At 63.5% G+C, this 26,623-nt stretch carries 24 protein-coding genes and 1 pseudogene; 17 read left to right on the top strand and 8 right to left on the bottom strand.

Features of this window, described 5'->3' with window-relative positions; genetic code table 11:
• Nucleotides 1-34: 34 nt before the first annotated feature.
• Entirely contained in the window at nt 35-1,096 is a 1,062-nt protein-coding gene (locus PCO31110_RS19230; RefSeq protein ID WP_150691167.1) for a LacI family DNA-binding transcriptional regulator, read from the bottom strand.
• A 299-nt stretch (nt 1,097-1,395) separates the two neighbouring features.
• On the opposite strand from PCO31110_RS19230, the gene PCO31110_RS19225 reads away from it, so the two are divergent.
• The 12 genes from PCO31110_RS19225 to PCO31110_RS19170 all read left to right on the top strand — a co-directional run bounded on the left by PCO31110_RS19225 (nt 1,396) and on the right by PCO31110_RS19170 (nt 12,213).
• Nucleotides 1,396-1,962 carry an SRPBCC family protein gene (locus PCO31110_RS19225; RefSeq protein ID WP_010805844.1) on the top strand — a complete coding sequence of 189 codons (567 nt, stop codon included), beginning with the start codon at nt 1,396-1,398 and terminating at the stop codon, nt 1,960-1,962.
• A 155-nt stretch (nt 1,963-2,117) separates the two neighbouring features.
• Nucleotides 2,118-3,590 carry a 2-hydroxymuconic semialdehyde dehydrogenase gene (locus PCO31110_RS19220; protein WP_150691166.1) on the top strand — a complete coding sequence of 491 codons (1,473 nt, stop codon included), beginning with the start codon at nt 2,118-2,120 and terminating at the stop codon, nt 3,588-3,590.
• Nucleotides 3,591-3,676: 86 nt separating this feature from the next.
• Nucleotides 3,677-4,111 (top strand): RidA family protein, encoded by a 435-nt coding sequence (locus PCO31110_RS19215; protein WP_010805842.1) that lies wholly within the window; start codon nt 3,677-3,679, stop codon nt 4,109-4,111.
• A 51-nt stretch (nt 4,112-4,162) separates the two neighbouring features.
• Nucleotides 4,163-4,717: a 3-hydroxyanthranilate 3,4-dioxygenase gene (locus PCO31110_RS19210; RefSeq protein ID WP_010805841.1), complete on the top strand. Its 555-nt coding sequence runs from the start codon at nt 4,163-4,165 to the stop codon at nt 4,715-4,717.
• A gap of 37 nt (nt 4,718-4,754) precedes the next feature.
• A complete protein-coding gene (locus tag PCO31110_RS19205) occupies nt 4,755-5,750 on the top strand; it encodes an amidohydrolase family protein (RefSeq protein WP_150691165.1) in 996 nt (331 codons plus the stop codon).
• Nucleotides 5,751-5,971: 221 nt separating this feature from the next.
• Complete coding sequence (locus PCO31110_RS19200) at nt 5,972-7,165, top strand: ABC transporter substrate-binding protein (RefSeq protein WP_010805839.1); 1,194 nt, start codon at nt 5,972-5,974, stop codon at nt 7,163-7,165.
• Between the two features lie 233 nt (nt 7,166-7,398).
• Nucleotides 7,399-8,271: an alpha/beta hydrolase gene (locus PCO31110_RS19195; protein WP_010805838.1), complete on the top strand. Its 873-nt coding sequence runs from the start codon at nt 7,399-7,401 to the stop codon at nt 8,269-8,271.
• Nucleotides 8,268-9,188, top strand: coding sequence for a branched-chain amino acid ABC transporter permease (locus tag PCO31110_RS19190; protein ID WP_010805837.1), 921 nt, complete (start codon nt 8,268-8,270; stop codon nt 9,186-9,188). Before PCO31110_RS19195 ends, PCO31110_RS19190 begins: the two co-directional genes overlap by 4 nt.
• 8 nt (nt 9,189-9,196) lie before the next feature.
• Nucleotides 9,197-10,171: a branched-chain amino acid ABC transporter permease gene (locus PCO31110_RS19185; RefSeq protein ID WP_150691164.1), complete on the top strand. Its 975-nt coding sequence runs from the start codon at nt 9,197-9,199 to the stop codon at nt 10,169-10,171.
• The gene (locus PCO31110_RS19180; protein ID WP_010805835.1) at nt 10,168-10,938 is read left to right on the top strand and encodes an ABC transporter ATP-binding protein; all 771 of its coding nucleotides are present in this window, start codon (nt 10,168-10,170) and stop codon (nt 10,936-10,938) included. The genes PCO31110_RS19185 and PCO31110_RS19180 overlap by 4 nt, the downstream gene beginning before the upstream one ends.
• Entirely contained in the window at nt 10,935-11,645 is a 711-nt protein-coding gene (locus tag PCO31110_RS19175) for an ABC transporter ATP-binding protein (protein ID WP_150691163.1), read from the top strand. The genes PCO31110_RS19180 and PCO31110_RS19175 overlap by 4 nt, the downstream gene beginning before the upstream one ends.
• A gap of 208 nt (nt 11,646-11,853) precedes the next feature.
• Nucleotides 11,854-12,213, top strand: coding sequence for a helix-turn-helix domain-containing protein (locus PCO31110_RS19170; protein ID WP_010805833.1), 360 nt, complete (start codon nt 11,854-11,856; stop codon nt 12,211-12,213).
• Nucleotides 12,214-12,297: 84 nt separating this feature from the next.
• Here PCO31110_RS19170 and PCO31110_RS19165 read toward each other — a convergent pair whose 3' ends face one another.
• On the bottom strand, nt 12,298-13,254 hold the full coding sequence (locus PCO31110_RS19165) for a LysR family transcriptional regulator (protein ID WP_150691162.1): 957 nt from the start codon (nt 13,252-13,254) through the stop codon (nt 12,298-12,300).
• An 11-nt stretch (nt 13,255-13,265) separates the two neighbouring features.
• Complete coding sequence (locus PCO31110_RS19160) at nt 13,266-13,913, bottom strand: TetR/AcrR family transcriptional regulator (RefSeq protein WP_150691161.1); 648 nt, start codon at nt 13,911-13,913, stop codon at nt 13,266-13,268.
• A gap of 628 nt (nt 13,914-14,541) precedes the next feature.
• On the opposite strand from PCO31110_RS19160, the gene PCO31110_RS19155 reads away from it, so the two are divergent.
• The 3 genes from PCO31110_RS19155 to PCO31110_RS19145 all read left to right on the top strand — a co-directional run bounded on the left by PCO31110_RS19155 (nt 14,542) and on the right by PCO31110_RS19145 (nt 16,076).
• The gene (locus tag PCO31110_RS19155) at nt 14,542-14,973 is read left to right on the top strand and encodes a hypothetical protein (protein ID WP_150691160.1); all 432 of its coding nucleotides are present in this window, start codon (nt 14,542-14,544) and stop codon (nt 14,971-14,973) included.
• A 149-nt stretch (nt 14,974-15,122) separates the two neighbouring features.
• Complete coding sequence (locus tag PCO31110_RS19150) at nt 15,123-15,392, top strand: YMGG-like glycine zipper-containing protein (RefSeq protein ID WP_010805829.1); 270 nt, start codon at nt 15,123-15,125, stop codon at nt 15,390-15,392.
• Nucleotides 15,393-15,512: 120 nt separating this feature from the next.
• A complete protein-coding gene (locus tag PCO31110_RS19145) occupies nt 15,513-16,076 on the top strand; it encodes an EF-hand domain-containing protein (RefSeq protein ID WP_150691159.1) in 564 nt (187 codons plus the stop codon).
• A gap of 104 nt (nt 16,077-16,180) precedes the next feature.
• On the opposite strand, the gene PCO31110_RS19140 is transcribed toward PCO31110_RS19145, so the two are convergent.
• The 4 genes and pseudogenes from PCO31110_RS19140 to PCO31110_RS19125 all read right to left on the bottom strand — a co-directional run bounded on the left by PCO31110_RS19140 (nt 16,181) and on the right by PCO31110_RS19125 (nt 21,454).
• On the bottom strand, nt 16,181-17,548 hold the full coding sequence (locus tag PCO31110_RS19140) for a DUF3100 domain-containing protein (RefSeq protein WP_150691158.1): 1,368 nt from the start codon (nt 17,546-17,548) through the stop codon (nt 16,181-16,183).
• Nucleotides 17,549-17,944: 396 nt separating this feature from the next.
• Nucleotides 17,945-19,459 carry an aldehyde dehydrogenase family protein gene (locus PCO31110_RS19135; RefSeq protein ID WP_010805826.1) on the bottom strand — a complete coding sequence of 505 codons (1,515 nt, stop codon included), beginning with the start codon at nt 19,457-19,459 and terminating at the stop codon, nt 17,945-17,947.
• A 102-nt stretch (nt 19,460-19,561) separates the two neighbouring features.
• Nucleotides 19,562-20,485 (bottom strand): annotated as a pseudogene (locus tag PCO31110_RS19130) (NAD(P)-dependent oxidoreductase); the annotation flags it as partial.
• Nucleotides 20,486-20,548: 63 nt separating this feature from the next.
• Nucleotides 20,549-21,454 (bottom strand): VOC family protein, encoded by a 906-nt coding sequence (locus PCO31110_RS19125; RefSeq protein ID WP_010805824.1) that lies wholly within the window; start codon nt 21,452-21,454, stop codon nt 20,549-20,551.
• A gap of 241 nt (nt 21,455-21,695) precedes the next feature.
• Here PCO31110_RS19125 and PCO31110_RS19120 point away from each other — a divergent pair, with 241 nt between their 5' ends.
• Nucleotides 21,696-22,625, top strand: a complete 930-nt coding sequence (locus tag PCO31110_RS19120; protein ID WP_010805823.1) for a LysR family transcriptional regulator — start codon at nt 21,696-21,698, stop codon at nt 22,623-22,625.
• A gap of 515 nt (nt 22,626-23,140) precedes the next feature.
• Nucleotides 23,141-24,205 carry a porin gene (locus PCO31110_RS19115; protein WP_010805822.1) on the top strand — a complete coding sequence of 355 codons (1,065 nt, stop codon included), beginning with the start codon at nt 23,141-23,143 and terminating at the stop codon, nt 24,203-24,205.
• A 142-nt stretch (nt 24,206-24,347) separates the two neighbouring features.
• On the opposite strand, the gene PCO31110_RS19110 is transcribed toward PCO31110_RS19115, so the two are convergent.
• Nucleotides 24,348-26,162 (bottom strand): autotransporter outer membrane beta-barrel domain-containing protein, encoded by a 1,815-nt coding sequence (locus tag PCO31110_RS19110; RefSeq protein WP_010805821.1) that lies wholly within the window; start codon nt 26,160-26,162, stop codon nt 24,348-24,350.
• Between the last annotated feature and the right edge of the window lie 461 nt (nt 26,163-26,623).

The following is a 26,623-nucleotide window of genomic DNA, read 5'->3' as shown; positions in this document are numbered from 1 at the left end:
ATTGCTTTTCCTTCAAATTCGTTTCGATACCGCGTCAATGCCGATCTTTCTTTCGCGGCGGTGCCGCCACCGTGCCACCGCGACGAATCTCGTGCGGCAGGATCAAGGCATGGCCGAGCGATGCGTCGGCCGGCGCGGTCGCCGCACCGGAACGCCCATCGCGACCATCGATCTGTGCAAGCAGACGCTGCGCCGCGTGCCGGCCGATCTCCACGCTAGGCTGTACGACAGTGGCGAGCGTCGGCGAGAGCAACTCGCCCACGGCCAGCCCGTCGAAGCCGAGCACCGACATGTCGTCCGGCACGCGCAAACCGGCTTCGCGCAGCGCGCGCATCACGCCAAGGGCCAGCAGATCGTTGGAGCAGAACAGAGCCGTGGGACGTGCGCCGTCGCGCTCGCGCTGCGCCAGCCATTCACGCACTCGCTCGCCGCGTGCCCCGCTGTTGAAGTCGATTTCGAAAGCCGGCAGTGGCGTCAGGCCGGCAGCCTGCATGGCGTCGCAATAGCCGAGATAGCGGCGCTTGGCGCGGTCGGACGCGTGTAGCGCCCCGGTCACCATGACGATGTCCCGGTGCCCCGCCTCGATCAGCATCGCCACGCCCTGCGCGGCGGCAGCCCGGTTGTCCACCGACACGCAGGGACGCTGCGGCGCATCGTTATAGACAAGCTGGCACGCCACTCCCTCGGCCGCGAGATCGTCGACGAGCGCACTGTGCTCGGCGTCAGCCAGTGTCAGCAGCAGGCCGTCCACACGCTGTTGCAGCAAGGTCTCGATGGCGTTGCGCTCACGCTCCGGGTCGTACTGTGTGGTGACAAGCAGCAGGCGGCGTCCCGTGCCGTCGATGGCGGCTTCGATCCCCTCGAGACAATCGGCAAAGACCGGGTTGCCCAGCGTCGGCAGCATCACGCCGATCAGACCCGTGCGCTCTCCGCGCAACTGACGGCCCAGCGCATTGGGACGGAATTTCAGCTCGGCGGCGGCCGCCTGCACGCGAGCAAGCGTCTCGGGGCGCACCAGTTGCGGCGAATTGAGTGCGCGCGACACCGTCGCAATCGAGCACCCCGCGCGCTGTGCCACGTCCCGTATGTCTGCCACGCCCCTCTCCTTGTTATGAGCCGTCAAAATTCGAAGTTGACGGATTTTACGCAAATGTAAACGTTTACGAAAACGTTTTCACTCCGGGATTCTATGGAGGCATTGTGATGAATTCATGACAGCGCAGAAAGTCCGGCCAATTCGCTATCCGATTCATCGGCAGCGTTAGCGAAAGTCGCCACACCGTGCCCAGGTGTTCGGTGAGCGCCGAAGGCCGGTATGCCGCCTATACTGGAATTCCCCCTCGCGCCGGGGCATGACGGCACCCCTTCCTCGACTACCGACAACCGGGATCGGCCATGAACGAATATCACTTCCTCACCTTGTGGCGGCTCACTGCACCGCTGGACGAAGTCTGGGACACGATTCGCGACGTCGACCATTGGGCACGCTGGTGGCCATGCGTGCGCAACGTGCGCACTCTGGAACCGGGCAACGCCGATGGCGTGGGCACCGTGCGCGAACTGACCTGGCATGGTGCGTTGCCCTACTCGCTCACGTTCGAGACGCGCATCACGCACATCGATCCGATGCGTGAGGTGCGCGGCGTGGCGACGGGCGAGGTGGAGGGCACCGGCGTTTGGTGCTTCGACACGGAAGGCTCGATCACCGTCGTGCGCTACGCCTGGGATGTGCACATGAAGCGCGGCTGGATGAACAAACTCTCCCCCATCGCTGAACCGCTGTTCCGCTGGAATCACAACTACGTCATGCGACGCGGCGGCGAAGGCCTGGCGGCAGTGCTCAACGCCCATCTGGTCGAGTGCCTCGATACCGACCTGCCGCCAGCAGCCATCGGTGAGGAGCGCAATCCGCGCGACCTGCGCGAAGCCCGCTCGCGCATGAGTCACCACTCCCATCACTGACCGCCCCAGCTATTCCATTCGGGAATAGATAACCCAATAAATTTCATTATTTTTTATGAAGCCGGATGCCTAGACTCGAAGGCATCCGGTGGTAGACCCGTGGCTTTCCAACGACCGCCGCCACCCCGCAGAACATACTGCTCCAGGAGACCCTCTTGAGCCTTGCGACTCCGCCGCTGTTGCGGCACTACGTGGACGGTGCATTCGTCGCCACCGATCGCCAGTTCGATAACGTGAGCCCCGTCGACGGACGGCTTGTCGCAAAAGTCTGCGAAGCCGACGCGGCGACGGTCGACCGGGCGGTGAGCGCCGCCCGTCGCGCCCTGCGCGATGGCCCGTGGGGCAAGACCACGCCCGCCGAGCGCGCTGCGGTGTTGCACCGCATTGCCGATGGCATTCAGGCGCGCTTCGACGAGTTCGTCGCCGCCGAAGTCGCCGACACCGGTCGTCCCACCGAGCAGGCCCGCACGCTGGACATTGCGCGCGGCATCGCCAACTTCCGCATGTTCGCCGACCTCATCAAGACGGCGGGCAGCGAAATGTACGAAATGCGCGCGGCCGACGGCGGCGACGTGATGAACTACGTGACGCGCAAACCCCTCGGGGTGATCGGCATCATCTCGCCGTGGAACCTGCCGTTGCTGTTGTTCACGTGGAAGGTGGCGCCCGCGCTGGCCATGGGCAACTGCGTGGTCGCCAAGCCATCGGAAGAAACGCCCTCGTCCGCGACGCTGCTCGCCGACGTGATGGACGCCGCCGGCGTGCCGCCCGGCGTCTTCAACCTGATACACGGCTTCGGCCCCGACTCGGCGGGGGAATTCCTGACGAAGCATCCTGACGTGGCCGCGGTCACCTTTACGGGCGAGTCGCGCACCGGCAGCGCCATCATGAAAGCCGTGGCCGACGGCGTGAAGGAAATCTCGTTCGAACTTGGCGGCAAGAATGCCGCCGTGGTGTTCGCCGACGCCGACTTCGACAAGGCGCTCGACGGCGTGGTGCGCTCGTCGTTCACCAACGCCGGTCAAGTGTGCCTGTGCTCGGAGCGTGTCTACGTCGAGCGGCCGATTTTCGAGCGCTTCGTCGCCGCACTGGCCGAACGCGCCGCCGCGCTGCGCATCGACGCCCCCGACGCTCCCGGCGTACAGATGGGTCCGCTCGTGTCGCGCAAGCATCGCGAGAAGGTGCTCTCGTACTATCGGCTGGCGGTCGAAGAAGGCGCGACGGTTGTCACCGGCGGTGGTGTGCCCGCCTTCGGCGACGCGCGTGACGATGGGGCCTTCGTGCAACCGACGGTCTGGACCGGCCTGCCCGACACGGCACGCTGCGTGCGCGAGGAAATCTTCGGCCCGGTGTGTCACGTCGCCCCGTTCGACGGCGAAGACGAAGTGATCCGCCGCGTGAACGATAGCGACTATGGCCTCGCCGGCTGTGTCTGGACGACGAACCTGTCGCGCGCGCATCGCGTCGCACGTCAGTTCCAGACCGGGCTCGTATGGGTGAACACCTGGTTCCTGAGAGACCTGCGCACACCGTTCGGCGGCGTGAAACTCTCCGGGCTGGGCCGCGAAGGCGGACGCCATTCGCTCGACTTCTATTCCGAAATCACCAACATCTGCATCAAACTGTGAGGCAGCGGTGCGGCGATATCGATGGGGGTCGAGACGGCCGCACCCGTGCGCCATCCCATCAAAATAACAACGGAGACTGACGACACATGAGCGCATCGCAAGACACGCAGGCCCGCGTGGTGGCCGGCAAGGCCAAACCGCGCGGCAAGTTCCCGCACATCAAACGCGCCGGCGACTTCCTGTTCGTCTCGGGCACCAGTTCGCGCCGTCCGGACAACACCTACGCGGGTGCGCAAGCCGATGCGCTGGGCGTGACGCAACTCGACATCCGCGAACAGACGCGCGCCGTCATCGAGAATATCCGCGACATTCTCGCGAGCGAGGGCGCCACGCTGGCCGACTTGGTCGAAGTCGGCACGTTCCTCGTGAACATGAACGACTTCGGCGGCTACAACGAGGTGTACGGCGAGTACTTCGACGAGAACGGTCCGACACGCACGACGGTGGCAGTGCACCAGTTGCCGCATCCGCTGTTGCTTATCGAAATCAAGTGTGTGGCCTACGCGCCGCGTTCGCGCTGAAGACCGAGACCTCACCTGACGCGGCTGACGCTGCATGCCCCGGGAGACAGCATGTTGACATATGGCAAGCCTTTCAATTTCCAGCGCTGGACCGACGATCACGCGCATCTGCTCAAGCCGCCTGTCGGCAACCAGCAGATCTGGCAGGACAGCGATTTCATCGTGACGGTCGTGGGCGGACCGAACCACCGCACCGACTATCACGACGATCCGCTCGAGGAGTTTTTCTATCAGTTCAAGGGCAACGCGTGGATCAATCTCTGGATCGACGGCCGCGCCGAGCGCATCGACCTCAGGGAAGGCGACATCTTTCTGCTGCCGCCCCACGTACGTCACTCGCCGCAGCGGCCCGAAGCCGGGAGCCTGTGTCTCGTCGTCGAACGCCAGCGCCCGCCCGGTCTGCTCGACGGCTTCGAGTGGTATTGCCTCAAATGCGGCTCGCAGGTGCACCGCGTGGAAGTGCAACTCAAGAGCATCGTGACGGACCTGCCGCCGCTGTTCGAGGCGTTTTACGGTGCCGAATCGCTGCGCCGGTGTCCGAGTTGCGGCGAGATCCACCCGGGCCGCGCGGCGCAAGTCAAGACCACCGCATCGGCGTCTGCCTGACCCGCGACACCGCCCCCAGAACATCACACGTCACGCCATGAAGAAAATCGACATGCACGCCCACTTCTTCCCGCGCATCTCGCAGGAGGAAGCGGCCCGTCTCGACCCCGCCACCGCGCCGTGGCTGCGCATCGACGCAGGCGGCGAGACCGGCAACATCATGCTCGACAACCGCGCTTTCCGTCCCGTCTACCGCGCGCTGTGGGACCCCGCGCTGCGCGTCGAAGAACTCGACCGTCATGGCATCGATCTGCAAGTGGTTTGCGCCACGCCGATCATGTTCGGCTACCGCTACGACGGGCATGCGGTCATGGACTGGGTCCGGCGCATGAACGATCTGGCACTGGCGCATTGCGCCTACGCCCCGACCCGGCTCAAGCCCATGGCGCAGGTACCGCTGCAGGACCTCGATCTGGCCTGCGCGGAAGCGTCGCGCGCCAGGGCCAGCGGTCATATCGGCGTGCAGATCGGCAATCACCTCGGCGACAAGGATCTGGACGACGAACAGCTCGTGGCGTTTTTGCGGCACTGCGGCAACGAACATATCCCCGTGCTCGTGCATCCGTGGGACATGATGACCGACGGCCGCATGAAGAAGTGGATGATGCCGTGGCTCGTGGCCATGCCCGCCGAGACGCAGCTCTCGATTCTCTCGCTGATCCTCTCGGGCGCATTCGAGCGTCTGCCCCGCTCGCTCAAGCTGTGCTTCGCGCACGGCGGCGGCGCCTTTCCATATCTGCTGGGCCGCGCCGAGAACGCGTGGCATTGCCGCGACATCGTACGCGCCGATAGCCCGCACCCGCCGTCCCATTATCTGGACCGTTTCTACGTGGACAGCGCCGTGTTCGACCCGCGCGCCTTGCGCCTGCTGGTCGACACCATGGGCGTAGAGCGCGTCATGCTCGGCTCGGACCACCCGTTCCCGCTCGGCGAGCAGGACATCGGCCGTCTGGTGGCCGAACAACCGGAGCTGGACGACGCCGCCCGGCACCGCATTCTGGCCGCGAACGCCCTCACGTTCTTCGGCCTCTGACTGGTGCTTTCCCGAGGTGTTTTTGAAATTGCTTGCCTACGCAAAAGGCGTCGTTTAGGCTGGGCACTGAAATATTTGACGCTTAAACAATTTGACTAGCCTGACGCGTCTGGCCTGCCTTTGCTGCCTGCGGACGACTTGAAAAAAAGGTCAAGTATTCCGGCGCGAGTCCTTCGGCTGACAACGCTTACCAGTACCGCCAACCTAGTTTGGAGACCATGATGACGGGAACGAAGACCATGCAACGTAAAGCCATCGCTGTGCTGGGCGCCGTCGCTGCGGCGGCGGCGATGTTCGCATCGGGCGGTGCGCACGCCCAGGTGAAGATCGGCTTCATCGGCACACTCTCTGGCCCCGGCGGCGCGCTCGGCCAGGACCAGTACGACGCCTTCATGCTCGCCATCGAGCAAAAGGGCGGCAAGCTGGGCGGCGTGCCCGTGCAGGTCATCAAGGAGGACGATCAGCTCAAGCCCGACGTGGGTGTGCAGGCTGCCCAAAAGCTGGTGGAGCGCGACAAGGTGTCGCTCATCACCGGCGTGACGTTCTCGAACGTGATGATGGCCATCCACAAGAACGTGACCAACGCCGGGGTGGTGATGGTCGGCTCGAACGCCGGTCCGACCCCGATTGCCGGGGCGCAGTGCTCGCCGAACTTCTTCTCCACTTCGTGGGATAACGACGAACTGCACGAAGCCGGCGGTCAGCTCTCGACCGATCTGGGCTACAAGAAGATGTATGTCATGGCCCCGAACTATCAGGCTGGGCGCGACGCCGTGAACGGTTTCAAGCGCGACTACAAAGGCCAGATCGTCGACGAGGTCTACACGCAGGTCAACCAGCCCGATTACTCGGCTGAAATCGCCCAGTTGCAGGCCGCCAAACCCGATGCCGTCTACGTCTTCTATCCGGGCGGCATGGGCGTGAACTTCGTCAAGCAATACCGTCAGGCCGGGCTGCTCGGCAAGATTCCGCTGATCTCCGTGTCGACCATCGACGGCTCGACCCTGCCCGCGCTCAAGGAGTTGGCCGTCGGCGCCATCACCAGCGCGCCGTACTCGCCGGATCTCGACAACGCACAGAACAAGCAATTCGTCGCGGCCTTCCAGAAGAAATACAACCGTATGCCGTCGATGTATGCCGCCCAGTCGTACGACGCCGCCAACCTGATCGACTCGGCGCTCACGAAGACCAAGGGCAGCGTGGCGGATCGTGAAGCCCTGCGCGCCGCCCTCAAGGCCGCCGACTTCTCGTCCGTGCGCGGGCCGTTCAAGTTCGCCAGCAACCAGTTCCCCGTGGCGCAGTTCTATCGCGTGGATGTCGTGAAAGACGCCAACGGCGCGGCGTTCGCGACCAAGGGGAAAATTCAGATCAAGACGCGTGCCGATCTGGCCGCGCAGTGCAAGATCAAGTCGTAACCTGACGCGCATTACGCCCATAACGCCCGTAAAGCCCGTAATTCGCGTAATGCATGTCATGCCCCGGCATCGCGGCGCTCCCGCGATGCCGATGGACCGATTTGCTGCACGCCGCACACGCGCGCGAGGTCTCGCGTGTGCGCTGCCCGCTGTTGCTGACGTGCGCCGGTGTCCCGCACCGGCGACACTGCCATTGCACGACCCGAGCCGTACCTGAGCACTATCGAGGGTTTATGAAGCGCTACCGCAATTTCGACGAAGCCGAGCTGGACGTTCAGTACAACGCTCGCGCCACCACACCCAATGTTCTCGACATCCTGACGCAGTACGCCGCCGAGAGCGCGCACGCTCGCGCGACCACGCCCTGTGTGCTCGATGTCGCCTACGGGGACCACCCCGACGAAACACTGGACATCTTCCCCGCCGCCGCGCCCGGCGCGCCCGTTTTCTTCTTCGTGCACGGCGGCTACTGGCGTGCGCTCAGCAAGAACGATTCGAGCAACATGGCGCCCGCCTTCACGCGCGCGGGCGCCACGGTCGTCACTATTAACTATTCGCTCGCGCCCGGCGCCTCGCTCGATACCATCGTCGATCAGACACGCCGCGCGCTGGCCTGGGTGCATCGCCACATCGGCGAGCACCAGGGCGACGCGCGCCGCATTCATGTGTGCGGAAGCTCCGCCGGCGGCCACCTCGTGGGCATGCTGCTGGCGCAGGGCTGGCACGCCCGATACGGTGTGCCGGAAGACGTCGTCGCCGGCGCCGCGCCGCTCTCCGGCCTGTTCGATCTCACGCCGATTCCATTCACACACATCAACGAATGGATGAAACTGTCCGAGGACGACGCGCGCCGCAACAGTCCTCAATTCCATCTGCCCGCGCGCGGCTGCCCGATCGTGGCGTCGTACGGCGAGACCGAGACGGCCGAGTTCAAGCGGCAGACCGACGACTACCTCGCCGCGTGGCGCGCGCGGGGCTTCGCGGGTGAGTACGTGCCGATGCCCGGCACCAATCACTTCGACATCGTGCTCACGCTCAACGACGCCACCAGCCCGCTCACGCAAGCCATCTTCCGCCAGATGGGTCTGGCCCGGGAGGCCGCATGAGCCTGACGCTCTTCATCATGCAGTGCCTGAACGGGCTGCAACTCGGGGTGCTGTTGTTCCTGATGGCGGCCGGCCTCACGCTGGTGTTCGGCATCATGAACTTCGTCAACCTCGCCCACGGCTCGCTCTACATGATGGGGGCGTTCATCGCCGCCACCGTGTACAACCACACGGGATCGTTCGCCCTCGCGGCGATTGCCATCGTTCCCGCGATGCTGCTGCTCGGTCTGATCGTCGAGTTCGTCGCGCTCAAGACGCTCTACGACCGCGACCACCTCGATCAGGTACTGGCGACCTTCGGTTTGATCCTGTTCTTCAACGAACTGGCGCGCATGATCTGGGGGCCCTCGCCGTACTACATGGAAGTCCCCGAGTGGCTTTCCGGCACAGTGGACCTGTTCGGGCTGGCGTACCCCGCCTATCGCTTCCTCATCATCGTGGTGGGGCTCGCGGTGGCGCTAGGCTGCTACCTGCTCATCCACCGCACGCGCATCGGCATGTTGATTCGCGCCGGGGCGACACACCGTCAGATGGTCGGCGCGCTCGGCGTGAATATCGTGCTGCTCAACTCGCTGCTGTTCGGTCTCGGCGCGATTCTCGCGGGGATTGCCGGGCTCATGGCCGGCCCCATCCTCTCGGTGCAGCCGGGCATGGGGGAACCGATCCTGATTCTGACGATGGTCGTGATCGTGATCGGCGGTATCGGCTCGGTGCGCGGCGCATTTCTCGCCGCACTGATCGTCGGTGTGGTCGACACGGTGGGACGCACCGCGTTGCCCACGCTGCTGCGCAGTCTGCTCGAGCGCAGCACCGCCGACACCGCCGGGCCCGCCCTCGCGTCGATGCTTATCTACCTTGTCATGGCCGCAGTGCTTGCTGTGCGCCCGCAAGGCCTCTTCCCGGTCAAACACGGTTGACGATGGAAATGAAACTCAATCTTCGCACCGCCGTGCCGTTGCTGGTGCTGGCCGCGCTGGCTCTGGTGCCCCTTTACGCGACGTTTGCCCAGCAACCGTTCTATCTCACCCTGTTCGGACGCATCGTGGTGTTCTCCATCGCGGCCGTCTCGCTCGATCTGATTCTCGGCTACGGCGGCATGGTCAGCTTCGGCCACGCGCTGTATCTGGGTCTCGGCGCGTATGTCGTCGGCATTCTCAGCTATCACGGCGTGGATAACGGCTTCGTGCATCTGGGCGCGACACTGCTGCTGTGCGCCATCGTCGGCGCCGTCACCGGCCTGCTCTCGCTGCGCACGACAGGTATCGCCTTCATCATGATTACGCTGGCGTTCGCCCAGATGTTCTACTTCCTCGCCGTCAGCCTGAAGCAATACGGCGGCGACGACGGCCTGCCCGTGTCTGCCGGCAGCCGCTTCGGCAGCGTAACGCTCGACGACCCGGCCGTGCTGTACTACGCGGCGTTCGCAGTGCTGTGCCTGTGCGTATGGGCAGGCCGCCGGCTGGTCGACGCCCGCTTCGGCATGGTGATTCGCGGCGCGCGTCAGAACGACCGCCGCATGCGCGCGCTCGGCTACCCGACACTGCGCTACAAGCTCGTGGCCTACATCATCAGCGCCATGACCTGCGGCGTAGCGGGCATGCTCTATGCCAATCTCACGCACTTCGTCTCTCCGGCGTATATGGCGTGGACGGCTTCGGGCGAACTGATCGTGATGGTCGTGCTCGGCGGGCTGGGATCGTTCTTCGGCCCGGTGCTGGGCAGCGCCGCCATGCTGCTGATCGAGGAATGGCTCAAGGGCATGACTGAGCACTGGATGATCATCTTCGGGCCGCTCGTCGTCGTTGCGGTTCTCGTCTCGCGCCGCGGCCTGTACGGCCTGCTCGGCGACCTGCAAGTGCGGCTCTCCCGCCGCGCCCGCACCGCGGAGGGCAAAGCATGAGCCTGCTCCTGGTCGACCAACTGGTCAAACGCTATGGCGGCCTGACCGCCACCGATCACTTCTGTCTCGATGTCGCGCCCGGCGAGCTGCATGCCATCATCGGCCCGAACGGCGCGGGCAAGAGCACGCTCATCGGTCAACTGGCAGGCGAGCTGCGCGCCGACGAGGGCAGCATTCATTTCGACGGCCGCGACATCACGGCCGTACCGATCGAACAGCGCGCCCGCGCAGGGCTCGCACGCTCTTACCAGATCACGTCCGTATTCCGCGAATTCACCGCGCTGGAAAACGTGCTCGTGGCCGTGCAGGCGATGCAGGGGCATAGCTTCGGCTTCTGGCGGCCGGCCATTCGCGAGGCGGCGCTGGTCGAACCGGCACGCGAAATTCTGGCACGCACCGGTCTGGCCGCACGCATGAACGTGCCCGCCAGCGCCCTCGCCCACGGCGAACACCGTCAGCTCGAACTGGCCATGGCGCTCGCGGGCCGTCCGAAGCTGCTGCTGCTCGACGAACCGATGGCCGGCATGTCGCAAGCCGAGTCCGAACAAATGACGCATCTGCTCGCCGACCTCAAGGGCGACTACGCCATCGTGCTCGTGGAACATGACATGGACGCCGTCTTTGCACTCGCCGACCGCATTACCGTGTTGGTCTATGGGCGCGCCATCGCCTGTGGCGACGCCGACACCATCCGAAACGACGCGGGGGTGCGCGAAGCCTATCTCGGGGACGAAACCCGCAACGAAATGCTGGGAGCCACCGCATGAGCCCCTTGTTGTCTTTGTCTGGTGTCGAGTCGTACTACGGCGCGAGCCAGGCGCTGTTCGGGATGCAGCTGGAGATCGAGCGCGGTGCGTTCGTCACGCTGCTCGGCCGCAACGGCATGGGCAAGTCGACCACCGTCAAGTCGATGACCGGTCTCATGCACCCGGCGCGCGGTGAGATCGTGTTCGACGGACAACCGGTGCATGCCAGTCCGTCACATCGCATTGCGCGCGCCGGCATGGGACTTGTTCCCGAGGGACGTCAGATATTTCCCACACTGACGGTGCGCGAGAACCTCGTGGCCACCGCAAGCAACCGTCATGGCGCCCGTTCGCCGTGGACGCTCGAGCGCATCTACGAACTGTTTCCGCGTCTGCGTGAACGGGAGAAAAATCTCGGAAGTCAACTCTCCGGCGGCGAACAACAGATGCTTGCGATCGGCCGCGCACTGATGACGAATCCGAAATTACTCATTCTTGACGAAGCGACCGAGGGGTTGGCGCCACTCATTCGCGGTGAAATCTGGCGGTGCCTGAAGCAACTCAAAGGCAGCAGTTTATCGATCCTCTGCATCGATAAGAACCTGGCCCCGATGCTCGAACTCGGCGACCGTCACTACATCGTCGATAAAGGCCGTGTGGCTTGGCAGGGCGACTCGCCGAGCCTGCGCCGGGCGCTGCCGGAATTGCAGACTTATCTGGGCGTTTAAGGCGTACGGCACACTGCGTACCTCACGTTGCTGCGTACACTCTACGGCACCTCTGACCATGAGGTGCGTAGTACTCGATAGGTGTCAGACGCGAAAATCCGGTGTGTTTTGTGAAAGCGCCCAGTGGAACTATGTGGTGCAATCGATTCCGCTTGATCGACTTCGCAAGCGCCTTCTTCTCACCACTTATCGACACCCGGGTAGGACTATGGCTTACTCCAATACGCCTTCGAATCCCTTCCGCTGGCTGCTATCGCAGGACACCGGTGCGCCGCAGCCCACCGAGCCGGCACACGTCAAGAACGGCCTTCCCGCGGATCTTCCGCTCAACATCAAGGAGCTACCTCGCACGCCGCTCCCCAAACTGGAAATATTTCCTGATGAGTTGCTGGCGTTGCGCAAGCATCTGGGCATGTCGCGCAATGTCTTTGCGCATTACCTTCGTACCAATCCGCGTACGCTCGAGAACTGGGAACAGGGACGCGCGCGTCCCAACGCTCAGGCTGCCTGCCTGATTCGGCTCGTGCAACAGAACCCAGGGCTCGTCTCATCACTCGCCCGCCTCTGAAACCCACAGCAAAGGGCGGCTTGCCAATACATCGGCATGCCGCCCTGATTGCATTCCGGATCGCGTGAAAGCGTGGATAGCGGGTTACGGCTTGAGGCCGCAGACCTCGCGAAGACAGGCAACGAAACGCCCACACGCCGGACTCGGTTGCTTGTCGGTACGCAGTGAATACCCAACGTCGCCAAAGCTGCCCGGCATGGTATCGGCCAACACTCGCAGCAGTCCTGCCTCCACAAACGGCGTAGCAGCGACACGCGGCATCAGCGCGACACGCGGCGTTTCCAGCATCAGCCCGATATTGGTGAGTACGGAGAGCGATTCGACCACGTCTTCGGGCAACGCGAGCCCCGCATCGTGGAACAGACGCTCGGCAGCCAGCCGCGACGGCGACTCGGGCACCGGCAGAATCCATGCCCCCTCACGTAACTCCGCCAGCGGCACGCGCTCGGGGAGCTGCGTCCAGTGACGCTTGCCGCCGACCACGCACAGCGATTCGTTGAAGAGAATTTCGTGAGTCAGCGCAAAGGCCTTGGCGACTGGCAGCGCACGCTCGGGCAAACGGCCCACGACGATATCCAGGTCTCCGCTGGCCAGCGCCGGAAAGAGTTGTGCAGTGGTCGCTTCTCGCACCGTGACAAGCACACCAGGGGCTTGTGTCTTCAGCAAGGCAATCGTGCGAGGCAGCAGATCGGCCGCAGCCGAAATGAGCGTGCCCACAATCACGTGTCCGCTGGCGCCTGCGCTGAACGCATTCACTTCGTCCGTCAGATAACGCAACTCCGCCATCAGCGATTTCACGCGATGGCCAAGCAGTTCGCCCAGCTCCGTGGGCTGCACACCGCGATTGCTGCGCACGAAGAGCGGCCCTTCAAAGCAGGCTTCCATCTCATGCACGATCTTGCTCACGGCCGGCTGCGTGAGGCCGGTCTCGTTGGCGGCGCGCACGAGCGAACCCGTCTCGAGCACGCGATCAAACACCTGAAGCTGATGGAACTTGAGCTTTCGCCCGAGATTGAGGGCTGTCCAGGGAAGTGAGCGCATCGGCGTCCTGTTCAGGCCGCCGCCGCAGAGCCGGACGGTATGGCCGGCTCCGCTCCCTGCGGCATGACTGCCGAGTCCGCCGGTTCCCCCGAGAGGAAGGCCGCAACGAATTCTTCGAGCATGGCGACATCCGGCAGCGACGCCGGATTGACATGGTGATTGACGAGGCACCCGTCGAACGTCAGCACGAGGATGTCCACCAGACGCGCGCGCCGCACGCCGTCACGCGCGAGGCTGGGCGCACAGGCCGCCAGCATGCTCGAGAGGCGTTCGCGAAACCACAGCAGCAGTGACGAATCGTAAGGATCGCCAGGGGCAACGGTGGCCAGCGCCTGCACCAGATTGTGCGAAAAGCCGTTGTCGAGTCTCGGCGTCTGAACCAAAAGACCGCCAAGCAGCGTGCGCATGCGCTCATGCGCACCATGGGCTGCCATCACCTCGGATTCCAGCGCCGTAATGCGCGCCTTGAACCACTTCTCGTAGACGCAAAAGAAGACCTGCAGCTTCGCGGTGAAGTAGCTGTAGATGTTCGCGTGCGAAATACCTGCGCGCTTGGCGATCTGCACCATCGTCGTGTCGACGTAGCCCTTTTCCAGAAACAGGGCGTGCGACGCTTCGAGGATGGCCAGACGAATGTCTTCTTTCTTAACTTGTGGCATGTGTAAGCCTGCGCGGATAGGCCGAGCACCTCAATCGAATTTTCTCAACGTCCGCTGAATCCAATACCGAACATCAGCGGGCACAGTATGCCAGCGCAAACGCAGCTTGCGGCGAAAACTAAGCGCAAACACTCCCCCGGACTTTCCCGATATTTCAACGCATTCAACGTGGATTGCGATGACAGACATCGCGTAATGCGCCGCGTTATCGCGCAATAGGCGCACAAGCCTCCGAACGATGTGACGCCGTGCCTGACGCGCCGGATATTTCAAAAATGAACAATTTCGATGTCATGTTTTCAAGGCGTGAGATGCGACAGGCGTTGCAGATGAAGTCATATATGAAAGCGAATACGAGAACGCATACGAATGCCGTCAGGAGATGACGCATTTTGCGTACACAGTGTCGGCGCATTCCTACATTGTTTTGGACTACGTTATATGCGTATTCATTGATGTGCACCGCTGATGTGCGCAGCAATAGCCACGTGAGATCCCCACCAGCACGCGCTGCCTTGGCGGATTACAAAGTCTTACAAGATCCGGCGATCCAATTCCCGCAATTTGAGTCAAACCTAAGTCGAGCCATGACGACGAGCGGGGTAAACACCGCTCTCACAAGGAGGTCATGTTGAGAACGAATGCTACGAACCGTACATCGGCAAGTCTCGTGAAGGCGCGCACCGCCAGGGCTGCCGCTGCAACCGGTCTGGCCGCCGCGCTGCTGACGCTGGCCGGATGTGCCTATGAGGCGCCGCCGCAACCGCGTCTGCCGTACCGAGGCGACGAAACGACGAATCCAGCCTATCAGCCGAACTGCGGGCCGCCGCCCTATGCGGCCGGTACGCCATGCAGTCCGTACGCGGCGCCGCCGTCTCCGGCACCGGCGACAGATGCCTATGGGCGCCCCTACCCGCCAACTGACGGCTACGGGCGGCCGTACCCGTCCGACGCGCAGGGCCGGCCGTATCCGCCTGCGCCGCTTCCTCCGGCGTATCAGGAGACGTATCCGGCCAATGGAACTGGTGCACCGACACCAGGCTCCGAAACCGCCCATTAGTGCGTATGCATCGCGCCTTGCCCCCGAACCGGCGGCACCGCGCGCCAGTCCCGAAAGCCGCTGCTTTTGTCGAATAGCAGGCTGAGCCTCGATGCCCGGCCTGCGCATCCCTTGGGGCTTAACGCCCCCCGTTGAAGGAGCCATACGTCATGAAAAGCACACAACGATGGATCTCGCCCATCTCACATCTCCCACGTTCGGTCGCCCCGATTCTCGTAGGCGCGGCGCTGATCGGCACGCTGGCGGGCTGCGGCGGCATGACGCCCCGCGAATCGCGTAATACGGCAGTCGGCGCCGGTGTCGGCGCGCTCGGCGGTGCCCTCATCTCCGGTGGCGACCTCGGCGCGACCGTTGGCGGCGCCGTTGTCGGCGGCGTGATCGGTAACGTCATTACCGACGACCGCGGCCGCCGCCGCTGATCGCGGCGAATCGCCCCCGTCGTCCTCAGTATCGTTTTCGGGCGGCATGCGCCTCGCGTGGCATTGCGCACTCGGAACACGTGCCGCCGTCATTGCTCAAGGAATAAGGAGAAGCGCGATATGACACCCCAAGACACACTCCGCAAACGGACGCTTCGAACCCTCACGACACGACGCCTCGGACGCCAGGCTCTCGCCGCCGCCGCACTTTGTGCCGGTGCGGCTGTGTTGTCGCTCGTCGCCGCCACCGGCCATGCGCAGGGCAACCCGGCAAATGACGCCATGCGCTCCACGCCGACAGCCCCAGCATCGTCGGCAGGTCCCGACTACGGCGACGCCGCCGACCAGAACGCAGCGCTGGGCCTCTATCTGCAGCGCTCGTTCGATGCCATCGACACCAATCACGACGGCAAGATCGACCGTGACGAATGGGCGGCCTATCAGCGCAGCCAGTTGCAGGCGCGCCGTGCAACGTTCGAGCGCCATTTCAAGGCGGCCGACAAGGATGACGACGGCTATCTGAGCCGCGACGAAGTGGCCGCCGCCGAGCCGTTCCTCTATCAGCATTTCGACGAGATCGACGTCAATCACGACGGCAAGCTCTCACCGGCCGAAATTCGCGCCTACTTCCGTCGCTACCATCAGGAACGCGCACGGGCCGACACTGCGGCCACCAAGCCCTGATTGACGGATTCGGCCGCACAAACAAATACGCCACGGCATGCCGTGGCGTATTTGTTTCCCGAGCCAGCGCGCCGCGTGTCACCGCCACGCGCACCGGGCACGCATTACACGTGGAAGAACTCGGCGATGATCGCGGCACCGAGGAACGTACCGGCGTTCGCGAGGAACGACACGATCACAATGCGCCAGCCGAGGCGGCGGAAGGCAGGCACGTCCTTGGCGACCGACAGACCCGCGTAGGTCAGCATCGGCGTGACCAGCGCGAGGAAGTTGATCTTGCCCGTGAACTGCTCGACGACCGGTGCGAACGGGAAGGCCGGCGACGTCAGGAACATGGCGATCAGCGATACCCAGCACACCGCCGGCACCTTGCGACGCGTGACGAAGTACAGCGCTTCGCCGACGAGCACGGCGCCGATGATGATGAGCATGCCCGGTACACCGTCGAGGAACGGCGTCTTGAAGGCCAGGCTGTTACCGATAAGCGCCAACGTACCCGAGAACACCCAGGCGAACAGACGCGCGCCGAAATTCATTTCGACCGTGTGCGCTTTGCTGGCTTGCTTCAGTTCCTTGGCAGCTTCGGCATCGGCCACGGCAGCGGCTTCCGCGTTGGCACGGCCGCGGCGGCTCATGCGGCCGAGCACCGGCTCCATCACGCGATAGCCCCACACGGCGAGCGGCAGCGAGATGAACAGCGTGAAGTACGTGCCGATAGTCGTCGTGATCAGGTTCGATGCCGCCGCGAACGTGGCGACTTCCTTGGCGACTTCCGGCGTTTGCTGTGCCGCGATGGCGCCTGCTGCCGCGGCCATCATCGAGCCCGAGCCCACGCCGGCGCCCATGGCGAGCGAATGCGGATGGAACAGGTTAAGGCTGGCGACGAAACCGGCAAACAGCGAAATGAACACCGCACCGAAGATCGTGCCCGTCAGGTACTCGGCAAGCACGCCGCGGCCTTCCGGCGAGTCGAAGCCGTACTTTTCGCCGATGATGGCGAGGCTCGGCTCACGGCCGACCGAGAAGGTCGCGCCGATGGCTTCGCGCTTGATGCCGAGCATCAGCGCTACCGGCAGACCCAGGATGATCGTGCCCACGAAGTGGCCGAATTCCTGGAACACGAGCGCCCAACCCGCAGCGACGAGCTTGGGCAGCGAGCCGCCCACGAGCAGGCCCAGCTTTGCCACGAAGAGCAGCAGCGCCGGTTGCAGAATGGCGGCAGCGCGGTGCTGCATCGGCAGGTCGATCTGCGCGAAACGCGGCAAACGCGACTGCGACAAGCCCAGCGCCGCGCCGAGCAGCAACGCCCAGACCATCGGCAACAACACGATCTTGCCGTGACCGGCCTTGATGCTGATCGCCCCGATCAGCTCCGCGATCACGAGAATCACGATCGCCCAAACATACAGGCGCACGCCATCACTGAAGGCGCCCCCTTGCGGCTTGGCCGCGTTTTGTTCCATGACTGCCATCTGGGTCTCCACTGCACTTGCTATTGAACCGGTCCGGTGCCCTCCGGTGACCCGGAAAAGACGCGAACATTTCGGTGGTTAAGGAAATTCGGCGCGTTGTCCACCCGGTCGCAAAACCCGCGGACTCCTCTCCTCGTGACGCCCGAACGAGCACCACGTTGACACGCCTCGGTGACAGCAACAGCTTTGCGCGCCGAACCACCCGAGGGCGGCATTATACGCGGTCAAAATTGCCGTTCCGGCCCCAGGTCTCGCAGGCTGGAACGGTTGCCTGCCGGACGGGGTCTCACGACCTTCGTCCGGCACACAATTCACACGATTACGTCACGTTCCCGACAACAGAACGCTCGATGGCAGCACATTCGCGCGGATGGCTTCGTCCGCCTCGCCGCGCGATCAGACGTAGCCGAACGGCGTGGCCGGATTCGCTGCGGTCTCGACCCACACACTCTTCGTCTGCGTGTACTCGTAGAGCGCTTCCACGCCGCTGGAGCGGCCGTAACCGCTGTGGTTGTATCCCCCGAACGGCGACGCCACGTTAATCGTCTTGTAACCGTTGATCCAGAACGTTCCGGCGTTGACCTGCGCGGCCACACGGTGAGCGCGCGCGACATCCTGCGTCCACACGGCGCCCGCCAGACCGAATTCGCTGTCGTTGGCGATCGCCAGCGCTTCCTCTTCCGTGTCGAAGGGAATTGCCACGACGACCGGGCCGAAGATTTCGGTGCGAGCCACGCCCATCGTGTTGTTCGCGTCGGCCAGCACGGTCGGACGCACGAAGAAGCCGCCGTCGCTGCGCTGCTGCGTGCCGGCCGCCAGACGCGCGCCGCCTTGCACACCTGCGTCGATCATGTTCATCACGTGCTGATACTGCGTGCGGTTGCAGATCGGGCCGACTTCGGTGGTGTCGTCCAGCGGCGCGCCCACGCGAATCTTCTCCGCGCCGCGTGCCAGCATCTCGATCATCTGATCGTACACGCCGCGCTGAACCAGCAGACGCGAGCCCGCCACGCAGCTTTGGCCTGCGCTCGAGAAGATGGCGGCCTGGGCGCCAAGGCAGGCGCGCTTCAGATCGGCATCATTGAACACGATATTGGCGGACTTGCCGCCCAATTCGAGCACGCTCGGCAGCAGACGCTGTGCGGCGGCCGTGGCGATCTTGCTGCCCGTGGCCGGCGAGCCGACGAACACCACCTTCTTGATGACCGGATGCGAGATCGCTGCCTGACCGGTGGTGTGACCGAAGCCGGCGAGCACGTTGATGAGACCGCGCGGCACGCCCGCCTGCTCGGCAAGCGCGGCCACCACGAGCGAGCTGGCCGGCGTGAGTTCCGACGGCTTGAGCAGCACGCCGTTACCCATCGCGATGGCCGGGGCGAGTTGCCAGCCGCAGGTGAACACCGGGGCGTTCCAGGGCGTGATCTGCAACACCACGCCCATCGCTTCGCGACGCGTGTAATTCAGGTGCGTGCTCGGCACCGGGATCACGTCGCCGAAGAACTTGTCGGTCCAGCCGGCGTAGTACTCGAACATTTCCGCCACCTTGCCGACTTCACCACGGCAATCGCGGATCGGTTTGCCTGCGCCGATCGATTCGAGTTGCGCGAGCGCTTCGGCATTTTCACGGATCTTGCTGCCAACGGCCTGCATCACCCGGCCGCGCGCCGCGTGGGTCAGCGCCCACCAGGTTTTCTGCGCCGCTTGCGCGGCTTCGGCGGCCTGCGCCACGACGGCGGCACCCGCATCGCGGTAAGTCAGCACCGTCTGGCCAGTGGCCGGATTGACGATATCGATGGTCGCCTCACCCGCGCCTTCGACCAGTTCGCCATTCACGAACGAGCCGATCGTGGTGGCGTTGGGGAAGAACTTTGCGAATGCGCCGAGCAAGGCGGCGGCTTGTTGATCTGCCATGAGAAAACTCCGTGCGATGCGCCGTCCGGGGCACATCCTGTCGTCAAACAAAAAAGAAATATCGAACGCGAACGCGTGGGGCCAGCGGCCGCCCGGCAACGATTACGCGCGGCCCGGTTCGATGAACTGCACGATGCGGTTGAAATCCTCGTCGTCGCCCACCGTTGCGGCGCTCGCCGCCCACAGACGGCCAACTTCGGCCGAGAGCGGTCCCGTGGCCAGCGTGCCGGTCTGCTCCGCGAGCGCCATCGCCAGGCGCACGTCCTTGCGCATGAGCTTCATCGTGAAGCCCGAGTCGAACGCGTCGTTCAGAATCCATGTCGGGTAATTGGTCTGCGTCACGCCACTGCGGCCCGAACCGGCATTCAGGCCCTCGAGCACTTGCTCGGGCGCCACACCGGCGGCTTTCGCCAGACGCATCGCTTCGCCCGCCACGACCAGATGGGCCGCGCACATCAGGTTGTTGATGAGCTTGGTCACGTGACCCGCGCCCACGTCGCCGATGTGCACGCGCTTGGCCGACATGGCAGCAAGCACCGGCTCGACACGGGCGATGTCGTCTGCGGAACCGCCCAGCACCATCGTGAGTGCACCGTTCAGTGCACCTTTCGGGCCGCCGGAGACCGGTGCGTCGACCAGTGCGATGCCTTTCTCGCGCAGCGTGGCTGCGAGGGCGCGCGTGCTTTCCGGGTCGGCCGTCGACGTGTCGACGACGATCAACCCCTCGCGGCCGTTCGCGGCAATGCCGTCGGCGCCGTTCACCACGGCCTCGACCACTTGCGACGTCGGCAGCGACAGCACCAGGGCGTCGGCTTCGCGGGCGAGTTCGGCGACCGAAGCCCGCAGGCCGATGCCGGCCTCGGCCAGGGCGCTACCGGCAGCCGGCGACGGATCGAACCCAAGCACTGTGAAACCGCCGCGCTGCAACGACAGCGCCATGCCGCGTCCCATATTGCCCAGTCCGACCACTCCGATGATTTTCATGTTGACTCCAGATTGACTGCGAGGATGACGCCGCCGCCACGAGCGACGCCGCGTTGCTCCGCCGGCCGGATCGTCCGGCCGCCGTTTGGAAAATTCAGGGGCACGTCAGTGCGGGTAGTTGACGAACTCCAGCACGACGTTGCCCGCAAACTCGGGCTCCACCACCAGCCCGTGCTCGTTGTAGCCGTAGGGCACGCCGTGTTCGCGCCACAGCGCCTCGACGTGAGCCAGATCCGGGGCCAGCAGCGTGATCGCCACGGCATGCGTACGCGCGGCATGCGCCATCGGCAAACCGACCGCCGCATAACGCGCTTCGGCACGCTGCGGCGAGAGCGCCCACAAGTGGCCGCAGCCGGTGTCGGCCACGGCTCCGCCGTCATAGTGATCGACGTGACGCTCGCCATATATCTGCTGCCAGCGCGTGGCGAGCGTGCGCAGGGAAAGGGGATCCGGCGTCACGTAAGTCACGCCGATGATGTTGCTCACGCCGTTCGCATGCGTCTGCCACTCGGGCACCCAGATCAGCTCGGGCCGATGTTGCTGGCAGATGAAATTCGACGCATCGCCCAACGAGTCGTCGATGAACAGGCCGAGCGAGACGACGGCCTGGTCGGGCGAGCCGTCCGGTTTGCGCATCGTCCGGCGAAAATCGATGATGCCTTGTGTCTCGAGGCCGGCCTGCACGAGGCGGGCGTGATCGGCGCGTGCGTCCTTGCTGTGAAGGGCAATCAGCGAAACGCCTTCTTCGCGCGCCAGAAAACTGCCGAGATAACGTCCGAAACAAAAGTCTCCGATCGCATGCGTGCCGAACTTGCGGGCGTCGTCCACGCCGATCAATTCGATGAAGTTGTCGCCGAACATCATGAGCGCGGTGACCGTGCCCCACGGGTGATACGACACCGGCGACGGGGAAAAGCCCATGCGCTCGTAGTGCGTCAGGCGCCGCGGGTGGTCATGCACCGTGACCAGCGGATGATCGACGCCAAATCGCGTGTTGCGCGGAGGAATCATCTGGTGTCTCCGATGTGACCCGGCGCCGATCCTGGCGGCCCGAGGACGCTCGCCCCCGTTATCCCTGTGCGGGCCGGCGGCTCTGAAACTGGCGCGGAATCGGACCACCTCCACCAGGCCTCGCCTGGGTTCGTTGCCCAGCAGAGGGGCCGATCCGCATGTTTCGCAGTGTGAATTGAAAAAAAACGACGCTCAATGACAACGCTTGAAGATTTTTGTTCTAAAAATTAGTCTTTAGGGTATGACACCTGCCATCACCGAAAGCCGTCTGGCGTATCTGTTCGAAGCCGTCCAATGCGGCACCGTGCGCGCCGCCGCCGACAGGCTCGACATCGCCCCCTCTGCCGTCAGCCGCCAGATCGCATTACTGGAAGCCGAACTGGCGCTGCCGCTCATCGAACGCCACAAGCGCGGCGTCCACCTGACGCAGGCCGGACGGCTGCTCATGGAGTACTACCGGGAGCAGCGCGCGCACCAGGAGGACTTGCTTGCCAAGTTGCAGGAAGTCCGCGGGCTGCGGCGCGGCCACATCCGGCTGGCTGTCGGCGAGGGATTCGTCAGCGACCTGATGGGTGCACCGTTGCAGTACTTCTGCAAGCGCTATCCCGACATCACACTAACGCTCGATCTGGCGGGCACCAACGAGGTCATGCGACTCGTGGCCGAGGACGATGCGGACATCGGGCTCGTCTACAACCCGCCGGCCGAACCCAAGATCGTGTCGCGCGCACAGATGCGTCAGCCGGTGCACGCCATCGTCGCGCCCGACTCCCCGCTGATCGCGCGAATGGACGAGACGGGAGCGCTTCGGCTCGATGCGCTCTACGACGTGCCACTCGCCCTCATGCACGGGGCTTACGGCACGCGCCAACTGATGGAACTGGCCGAGCAGTCGGAAAAGCATCGGCTCACGCCCGCGGTCACGACCAACTCGATTTCCGTCCTCAAGCATTTCGTGCGTGCGGGACTGGGCGCGACATTTCTCCCCGCGTTTGCCGTGTCGCAGGAGATCGAGGCCGGCGTGTTGCGCGCGCTGCCGGTCGATCACCCGATTCTCAATAAGGCGGAGGCGCACCTCGTCACCCGCGCCGGCCGGCGGCTGTCAGGTGCCGCCAACCGGTTGCTGACGCACCTGGCGAGCAAGATGGAAGCCTTCGGCGCACCGGACTGAAACAGCCGGCTGAAGCGGGTCGACTCGAACTTGTCTCGCCGTGCGCGCCATTTCGGTTGCGGTTAAGCAACAATCGGGCGACTAAGCCTTTCCCCGATGTTGCGTGCCGGGGAAATCGGATATAACAGAAGCCATCCGGGTGATGGGTGCCCGTTGCGTCGCACTACGACCTATGCGACGCTGCGCCGGCCCCTCACCAACCGCTCCCGGCCGCACGGCCGCGCGCAAGACAATCCGAGCTTGCGCCACGCTGTCGCAGGTCCTACGCCAGTGGACTGCCATGACAACGATCTCTGACGACCAGAGCGTGACGGCATCACTCGCAACCGCCCGCACCTCCTCATGCGGCGCCCGTTGCCCAGGCGTTCCCGCTTGCCTATTTCTCGTCACTCGTAACGAAATTTCAGGCTTTCCCGCCGACCTTTCGCATCGCCCTCGCTCGGGCGCCGCGCGACGACGACGGACATAACCACGCAAGGAAGGTGCGGGGCAAAACGCAACCTGGGGAACAGACCATGAAAAAGAAGCTCATTGCAGCAAGCCTGCTTTGCGGTATCGGCACGTTTGCGCACGCGCAATCGAGTGTGCAGCTTTATGGCCGCGTGGATGGCGGCTTTCAATTCATGAACAACCTGCAGGACGGTAAGGGCGGCACCGCATCGCGCTGGAGTGCGCAAGGTGGCGACTACGGCACCAGCCTGTTCGGCCTGCGCGGCTACGAAGACCTCGGACAGGGATTGCATGCCGTATTCAATCTGGAAGGCGGATTCCAGTTGATGAACGGCTTCAACAACAACGGCTCGGGATCGATCTTCGACCGGCGCGCACTGGTCGGTCTGAACTCCCGCTCGTGGGGGCAATTGACGCTCGGCCGCAATCTGTTCATCAGCAACGGCGTCTGGGACTTCGATCCGTTCCAACAGCAGGCGTTTTCCTCGGCGTCGCTCGTGCGAGGACGTAACTGGCCGCAGGCGAGCAATACCGTCAACTATCAAAGCCCGAACTGGTACGGCTTCGATGTCGCGGGTCAGTACGCGTTCTCCAACATCGCCGGGCAGTTCAATAACGGCCGGGGCATGGGGGCACAGTTGACGTACACGCATGACCGGTTCCAGTTGCGGGCGTTGTACGACGAAATTCGCGACACCAACGGACGCTTCACCGATGTCTTCGCCACGTCGCGCGAGTACTTCGCAGGCGCGAACGTGTTCCTGAACCGTTTCACGATTTCGCTGGGCTACACCCATATGTCCGCCCCGGACGCGCCGGCCCCCGATTTCGCGACACGCGCCGATCACTATTGGGCTGGCGTGAAGTATCAGGCGACCCAGGTGTGGGCCGCGAATGCGGCGGTGTATCACGTGAATGTGCCGGGCGGCTTTGGTCACGCCACGATGTTCGAGCTGGGCACGACGTACAACCTGTCGAAACGCACGTTCCTGTACGGCACGGTCGCTTATGTCAAGAACAGCGCAAATCAGAGCTTCTCCGTCGCGGCCATTCCGAGCGACTCGCTCGATAACCCGCCCGCAGGCAAGAGCCAGACCGGTGCTTATATCGGGGTGTCGCACTCGTTCTGATCGCGGGTGAGGTAAGCGCGAATCCGCAAGACGAAAAAAGCCGTCCGGTGTATTGCCGGACGGCTTTTCCTTTACTGCGACTGCTACTGCAACTACCTTGCGAAGTGGGCACCGGCACAAGCCGGCACCTCTCACACCAGGATTACCAGACGTACTTGAGCGAACCGGCCACGCCGGCTTGCGTTTGACCTTGGCGCACGCTGCCGTTCACGCCACCGCGAAGCGAGAGCTTCTTGCCGAGCTTCACGTCGACGCTGGTTTCCGCGCTCACGATATCGCGGCCCAACTTGTTGCCCGTGACGGTCATCTTGCCGGCATTCGCGGCGTTGGCGAGTGCCACGTCCATCGACGGCGCGGCATGCGCCAGTTCGCGCTCGTAAGAAATACGCAGCGACGGCGTGACGCTGTGCGACTCGTCGCCGAACGCCTTCCACAGACGCGCGCCAATGCCCACCCGTGCCGAGTTGAAGTTGCTGCCGTCGACCTTGAGACCGGCATCGCCGTTTTCGGTGAAGCCCTTCACCGAGGTGTTCGACACCTTGAGGGTGATGCTCGGATCGATGTTCACGGCGCGTGTGACGATGTGCTTGCCGAACTGTGCGAAGCCGCCCACGGTCGTAGCGTTCGTCTTGCCGCTCAGGCCATAGACTTCGCCATCCAGTTTCGGCGCACGCTGGCTCTTGATGCTGTGCGCGCTATACGACACACCACCGTTAGCGAACCAGCCATCGACTTCGTGGGCGCCATACAGACCGACGCTGTACGTGCTCACCTTCGACGAGGCGCTCTGACTATTCTCGCCTCTGGCGTCGGCGGTCGCATCGCCGTAGCCCACTGCCACACCGACTCGCGTGTTGTTCTTCTTAACGTCGACGCCCGTCACAATACCGGCACCGCGCATGGAGAAGCCCGCAATATCACCGCGCGCCCGTCCGGTCGTCTGAGCGCCCATGGCTTGCGCCCAGGTGGAGATGCCGCTCGCCGTCGATTCGATGTCCGTCGGCTGCATAAACGCATCGTCGCCCGACAGACGGTCTTGCATACCCCTGCGGAACAGGTCGGCATTCTGTTGCGCGGCGTTGGCCATTTGAGTCAAGACCACGCCCGAGGCCATAGCTTGTGCTACCGGGTCGACCTGCGGTTGCCCAAGGGCATCTTCTTCAGCCGGATTTTCAAGCGAATCGGCAGCGAGATCGTCAGACTCGACCGTGCCACTCTCGGGCGTCGGGGCTTCCGGCTCCCCACTGTCCTCGTTCTTCCCGCTCGTGTTTCTATCGACGATGCCAGATTCCGCTTGCTCATCGAGCTTCGGCACGTCTGTTTCTTTCTGTGCAGACGCATCGTCTCGCAACGCCTTGATTGTCTCGGCTCTGAATTCCCTCATCTCTTCTCGCTTCGCGTCAGCCGCCACCGTGCGCAACGTTGCCTTAGCTACCGCTTCGATACGTTCCTTCTTCCCTGCCTTCTCGGCCGCGAGATTGTCCTGCGCAGATTTCAAGGCGCTTTCCGCTTCACGTTTCGCATTCTCTGCGTCAATGAGCCTTTGCGGTGATCTGACGAGTCTCTCCCACACGTTCAACCCTTCTCGCACCTTATCCAACTGCTTGCTTGCGGCGTCGGAACGCATTTTCACCGTGGCGACGTCCCGATTGGCTTGCGCCACACGCGCAACCTGCTCGTCGAGCAAACGGTTCGCATGCGCACGATCCCTGCGCGATTCGAGGAAGTCCGGCGTCACAAAGCGTCGCGCGATATCAGCAAATCGCGGCCGCTTCTTTTCTTCGACCGTCATTTCACTGAGAACCTCCGCAGCCACGCCGCCGGAAGCAAGCGTACCGCCCGTCAACACCAGAGCCGCCGCGCCCGCCATCGCGGTGCGATGCAGTCGGCGCGCCATTGCGTCCGCCTTATCGTGCTGATACGTCTGTGCTGCTACGTCGATACGGTTTGCATTCATGCGCTACGTCCCTCTTCAATTCGTGATTGGCAGATATCGAACAACAACACGCAAGTTGCGTTGCATTCGATGAGTGACATGAATCGTAGGACGCAATTAACGTATTAACAGTCTTCGGGATGCCGCATTGGGAAATCCCCCATCCAAAAACCCGATCTTGGGACATATCCCATGAAATTCATGGCGCAAATCACCATTCAATACGAGGATATTATTGAATTCCACCAAAGCAAGCCAATTTTCTAGCGCTTCGCCATCAAATTCACGCCCCATGATGGAATGACTCATTGAGCCATAGATTGCACATTGAACGAATGTGGCCCGTTCATCCGATGGTGAATCATCAGTTATCCGATCTAACGTCATTTTCGATTTTTCTATTTCATCCCAAGGCGCTCGCATTCAAATGTAAAAAACCCCCGTTACCGATGAGTAACGGGGGTTTTGACCCAATGGCATTA

This window comes from Pandoraea communis (genome assembly GCF_902459745.1).
Lineage (GTDB): Bacteria > Pseudomonadota > Gammaproteobacteria > Burkholderiales > Burkholderiaceae > Pandoraea > Pandoraea communis.
Note: the sequence above shows the minus strand (reverse complement) of the source record. Positions and strands in the feature narration are given on the sequence as shown.

Excerpts from the sequence above, each read along its gene's own strand:
- PCO31110_RS19225 (WP_010805844.1), top strand. The coding sequence starts at position 1,396 with ATGAACGAATATCACTTCCTCACCTTGTGGCGGCTCACTGCACCGCTG.
- PCO31110_RS19215 (WP_010805842.1), top strand. The coding sequence starts at position 3,677 with ATGAGCGCATCGCAAGACACGCAGGCCCGCGTGGTGGCCGGCAAGGCC.
- PCO31110_RS19210 (WP_010805841.1), top strand. The coding sequence starts at position 4,163 with ATGTTGACATATGGCAAGCCTTTCAATTTCCAGCGCTGGACCGACGAT.
- PCO31110_RS19205 (WP_150691165.1), top strand. The coding sequence starts at position 4,755 with ATGAAGAAAATCGACATGCACGCCCACTTCTTCCCGCGCATCTCGCAG.
- PCO31110_RS19200 (WP_010805839.1), top strand. The coding sequence starts at position 5,972 with ATGACGGGAACGAAGACCATGCAACGTAAAGCCATCGCTGTGCTGGGC.
- PCO31110_RS19195 (WP_010805838.1), top strand. The coding sequence starts at position 7,399 with ATGAAGCGCTACCGCAATTTCGACGAAGCCGAGCTGGACGTTCAGTAC.
- PCO31110_RS19190 (WP_010805837.1), top strand. The coding sequence starts at position 8,268 with ATGAGCCTGACGCTCTTCATCATGCAGTGCCTGAACGGGCTGCAACTC.
- PCO31110_RS19185 (WP_150691164.1), top strand. The coding sequence starts at position 9,197 with ATGAAACTCAATCTTCGCACCGCCGTGCCGTTGCTGGTGCTGGCCGCG.
- PCO31110_RS19180 (WP_010805835.1), top strand. The coding sequence starts at position 10,168 with ATGAGCCTGCTCCTGGTCGACCAACTGGTCAAACGCTATGGCGGCCTG.
- PCO31110_RS19175 (WP_150691163.1), top strand. The coding sequence starts at position 10,935 with ATGAGCCCCTTGTTGTCTTTGTCTGGTGTCGAGTCGTACTACGGCGCG.
- PCO31110_RS19170 (WP_010805833.1), top strand. The coding sequence starts at position 11,854 with ATGGCTTACTCCAATACGCCTTCGAATCCCTTCCGCTGGCTGCTATCG.
- PCO31110_RS19165 (WP_150691162.1), bottom strand. The coding sequence starts at position 13,254 with ATGCGCTCACTTCCCTGGACAGCCCTCAATCTCGGGCGAAAGCTCAAG.
- PCO31110_RS19160 (WP_150691161.1), bottom strand. The coding sequence starts at position 13,913 with ATGCCACAAGTTAAGAAAGAAGACATTCGTCTGGCCATCCTCGAAGCG.
- PCO31110_RS19155 (WP_150691160.1), top strand. The coding sequence starts at position 14,542 with ATGTTGAGAACGAATGCTACGAACCGTACATCGGCAAGTCTCGTGAAG.
- PCO31110_RS19150 (WP_010805829.1), top strand. The coding sequence starts at position 15,123 with ATGAAAAGCACACAACGATGGATCTCGCCCATCTCACATCTCCCACGT.
- PCO31110_RS19145 (WP_150691159.1), top strand. The coding sequence starts at position 15,513 with ATGACACCCCAAGACACACTCCGCAAACGGACGCTTCGAACCCTCACG.
- PCO31110_RS19140 (WP_150691158.1), bottom strand. The coding sequence starts at position 17,548 with ATGGCAGTCATGGAACAAAACGCGGCCAAGCCGCAAGGGGGCGCCTTC.
- PCO31110_RS19135 (WP_010805826.1), bottom strand. The coding sequence starts at position 19,459 with ATGGCAGATCAACAAGCCGCCGCCTTGCTCGGCGCATTCGCAAAGTTC.
- PCO31110_RS19125 (WP_010805824.1), bottom strand. The coding sequence starts at position 21,454 with ATGATTCCTCCGCGCAACACGCGATTTGGCGTCGATCATCCGCTGGTC.
- PCO31110_RS19120 (WP_010805823.1), top strand. The coding sequence starts at position 21,696 with ATGACACCTGCCATCACCGAAAGCCGTCTGGCGTATCTGTTCGAAGCC.
- PCO31110_RS19115 (WP_010805822.1), top strand. The coding sequence starts at position 23,141 with ATGAAAAAGAAGCTCATTGCAGCAAGCCTGCTTTGCGGTATCGGCACG.
- PCO31110_RS19110 (WP_010805821.1), bottom strand. The coding sequence starts at position 26,162 with ATGAATGCAAACCGTATCGACGTAGCAGCACAGACGTATCAGCACGAT.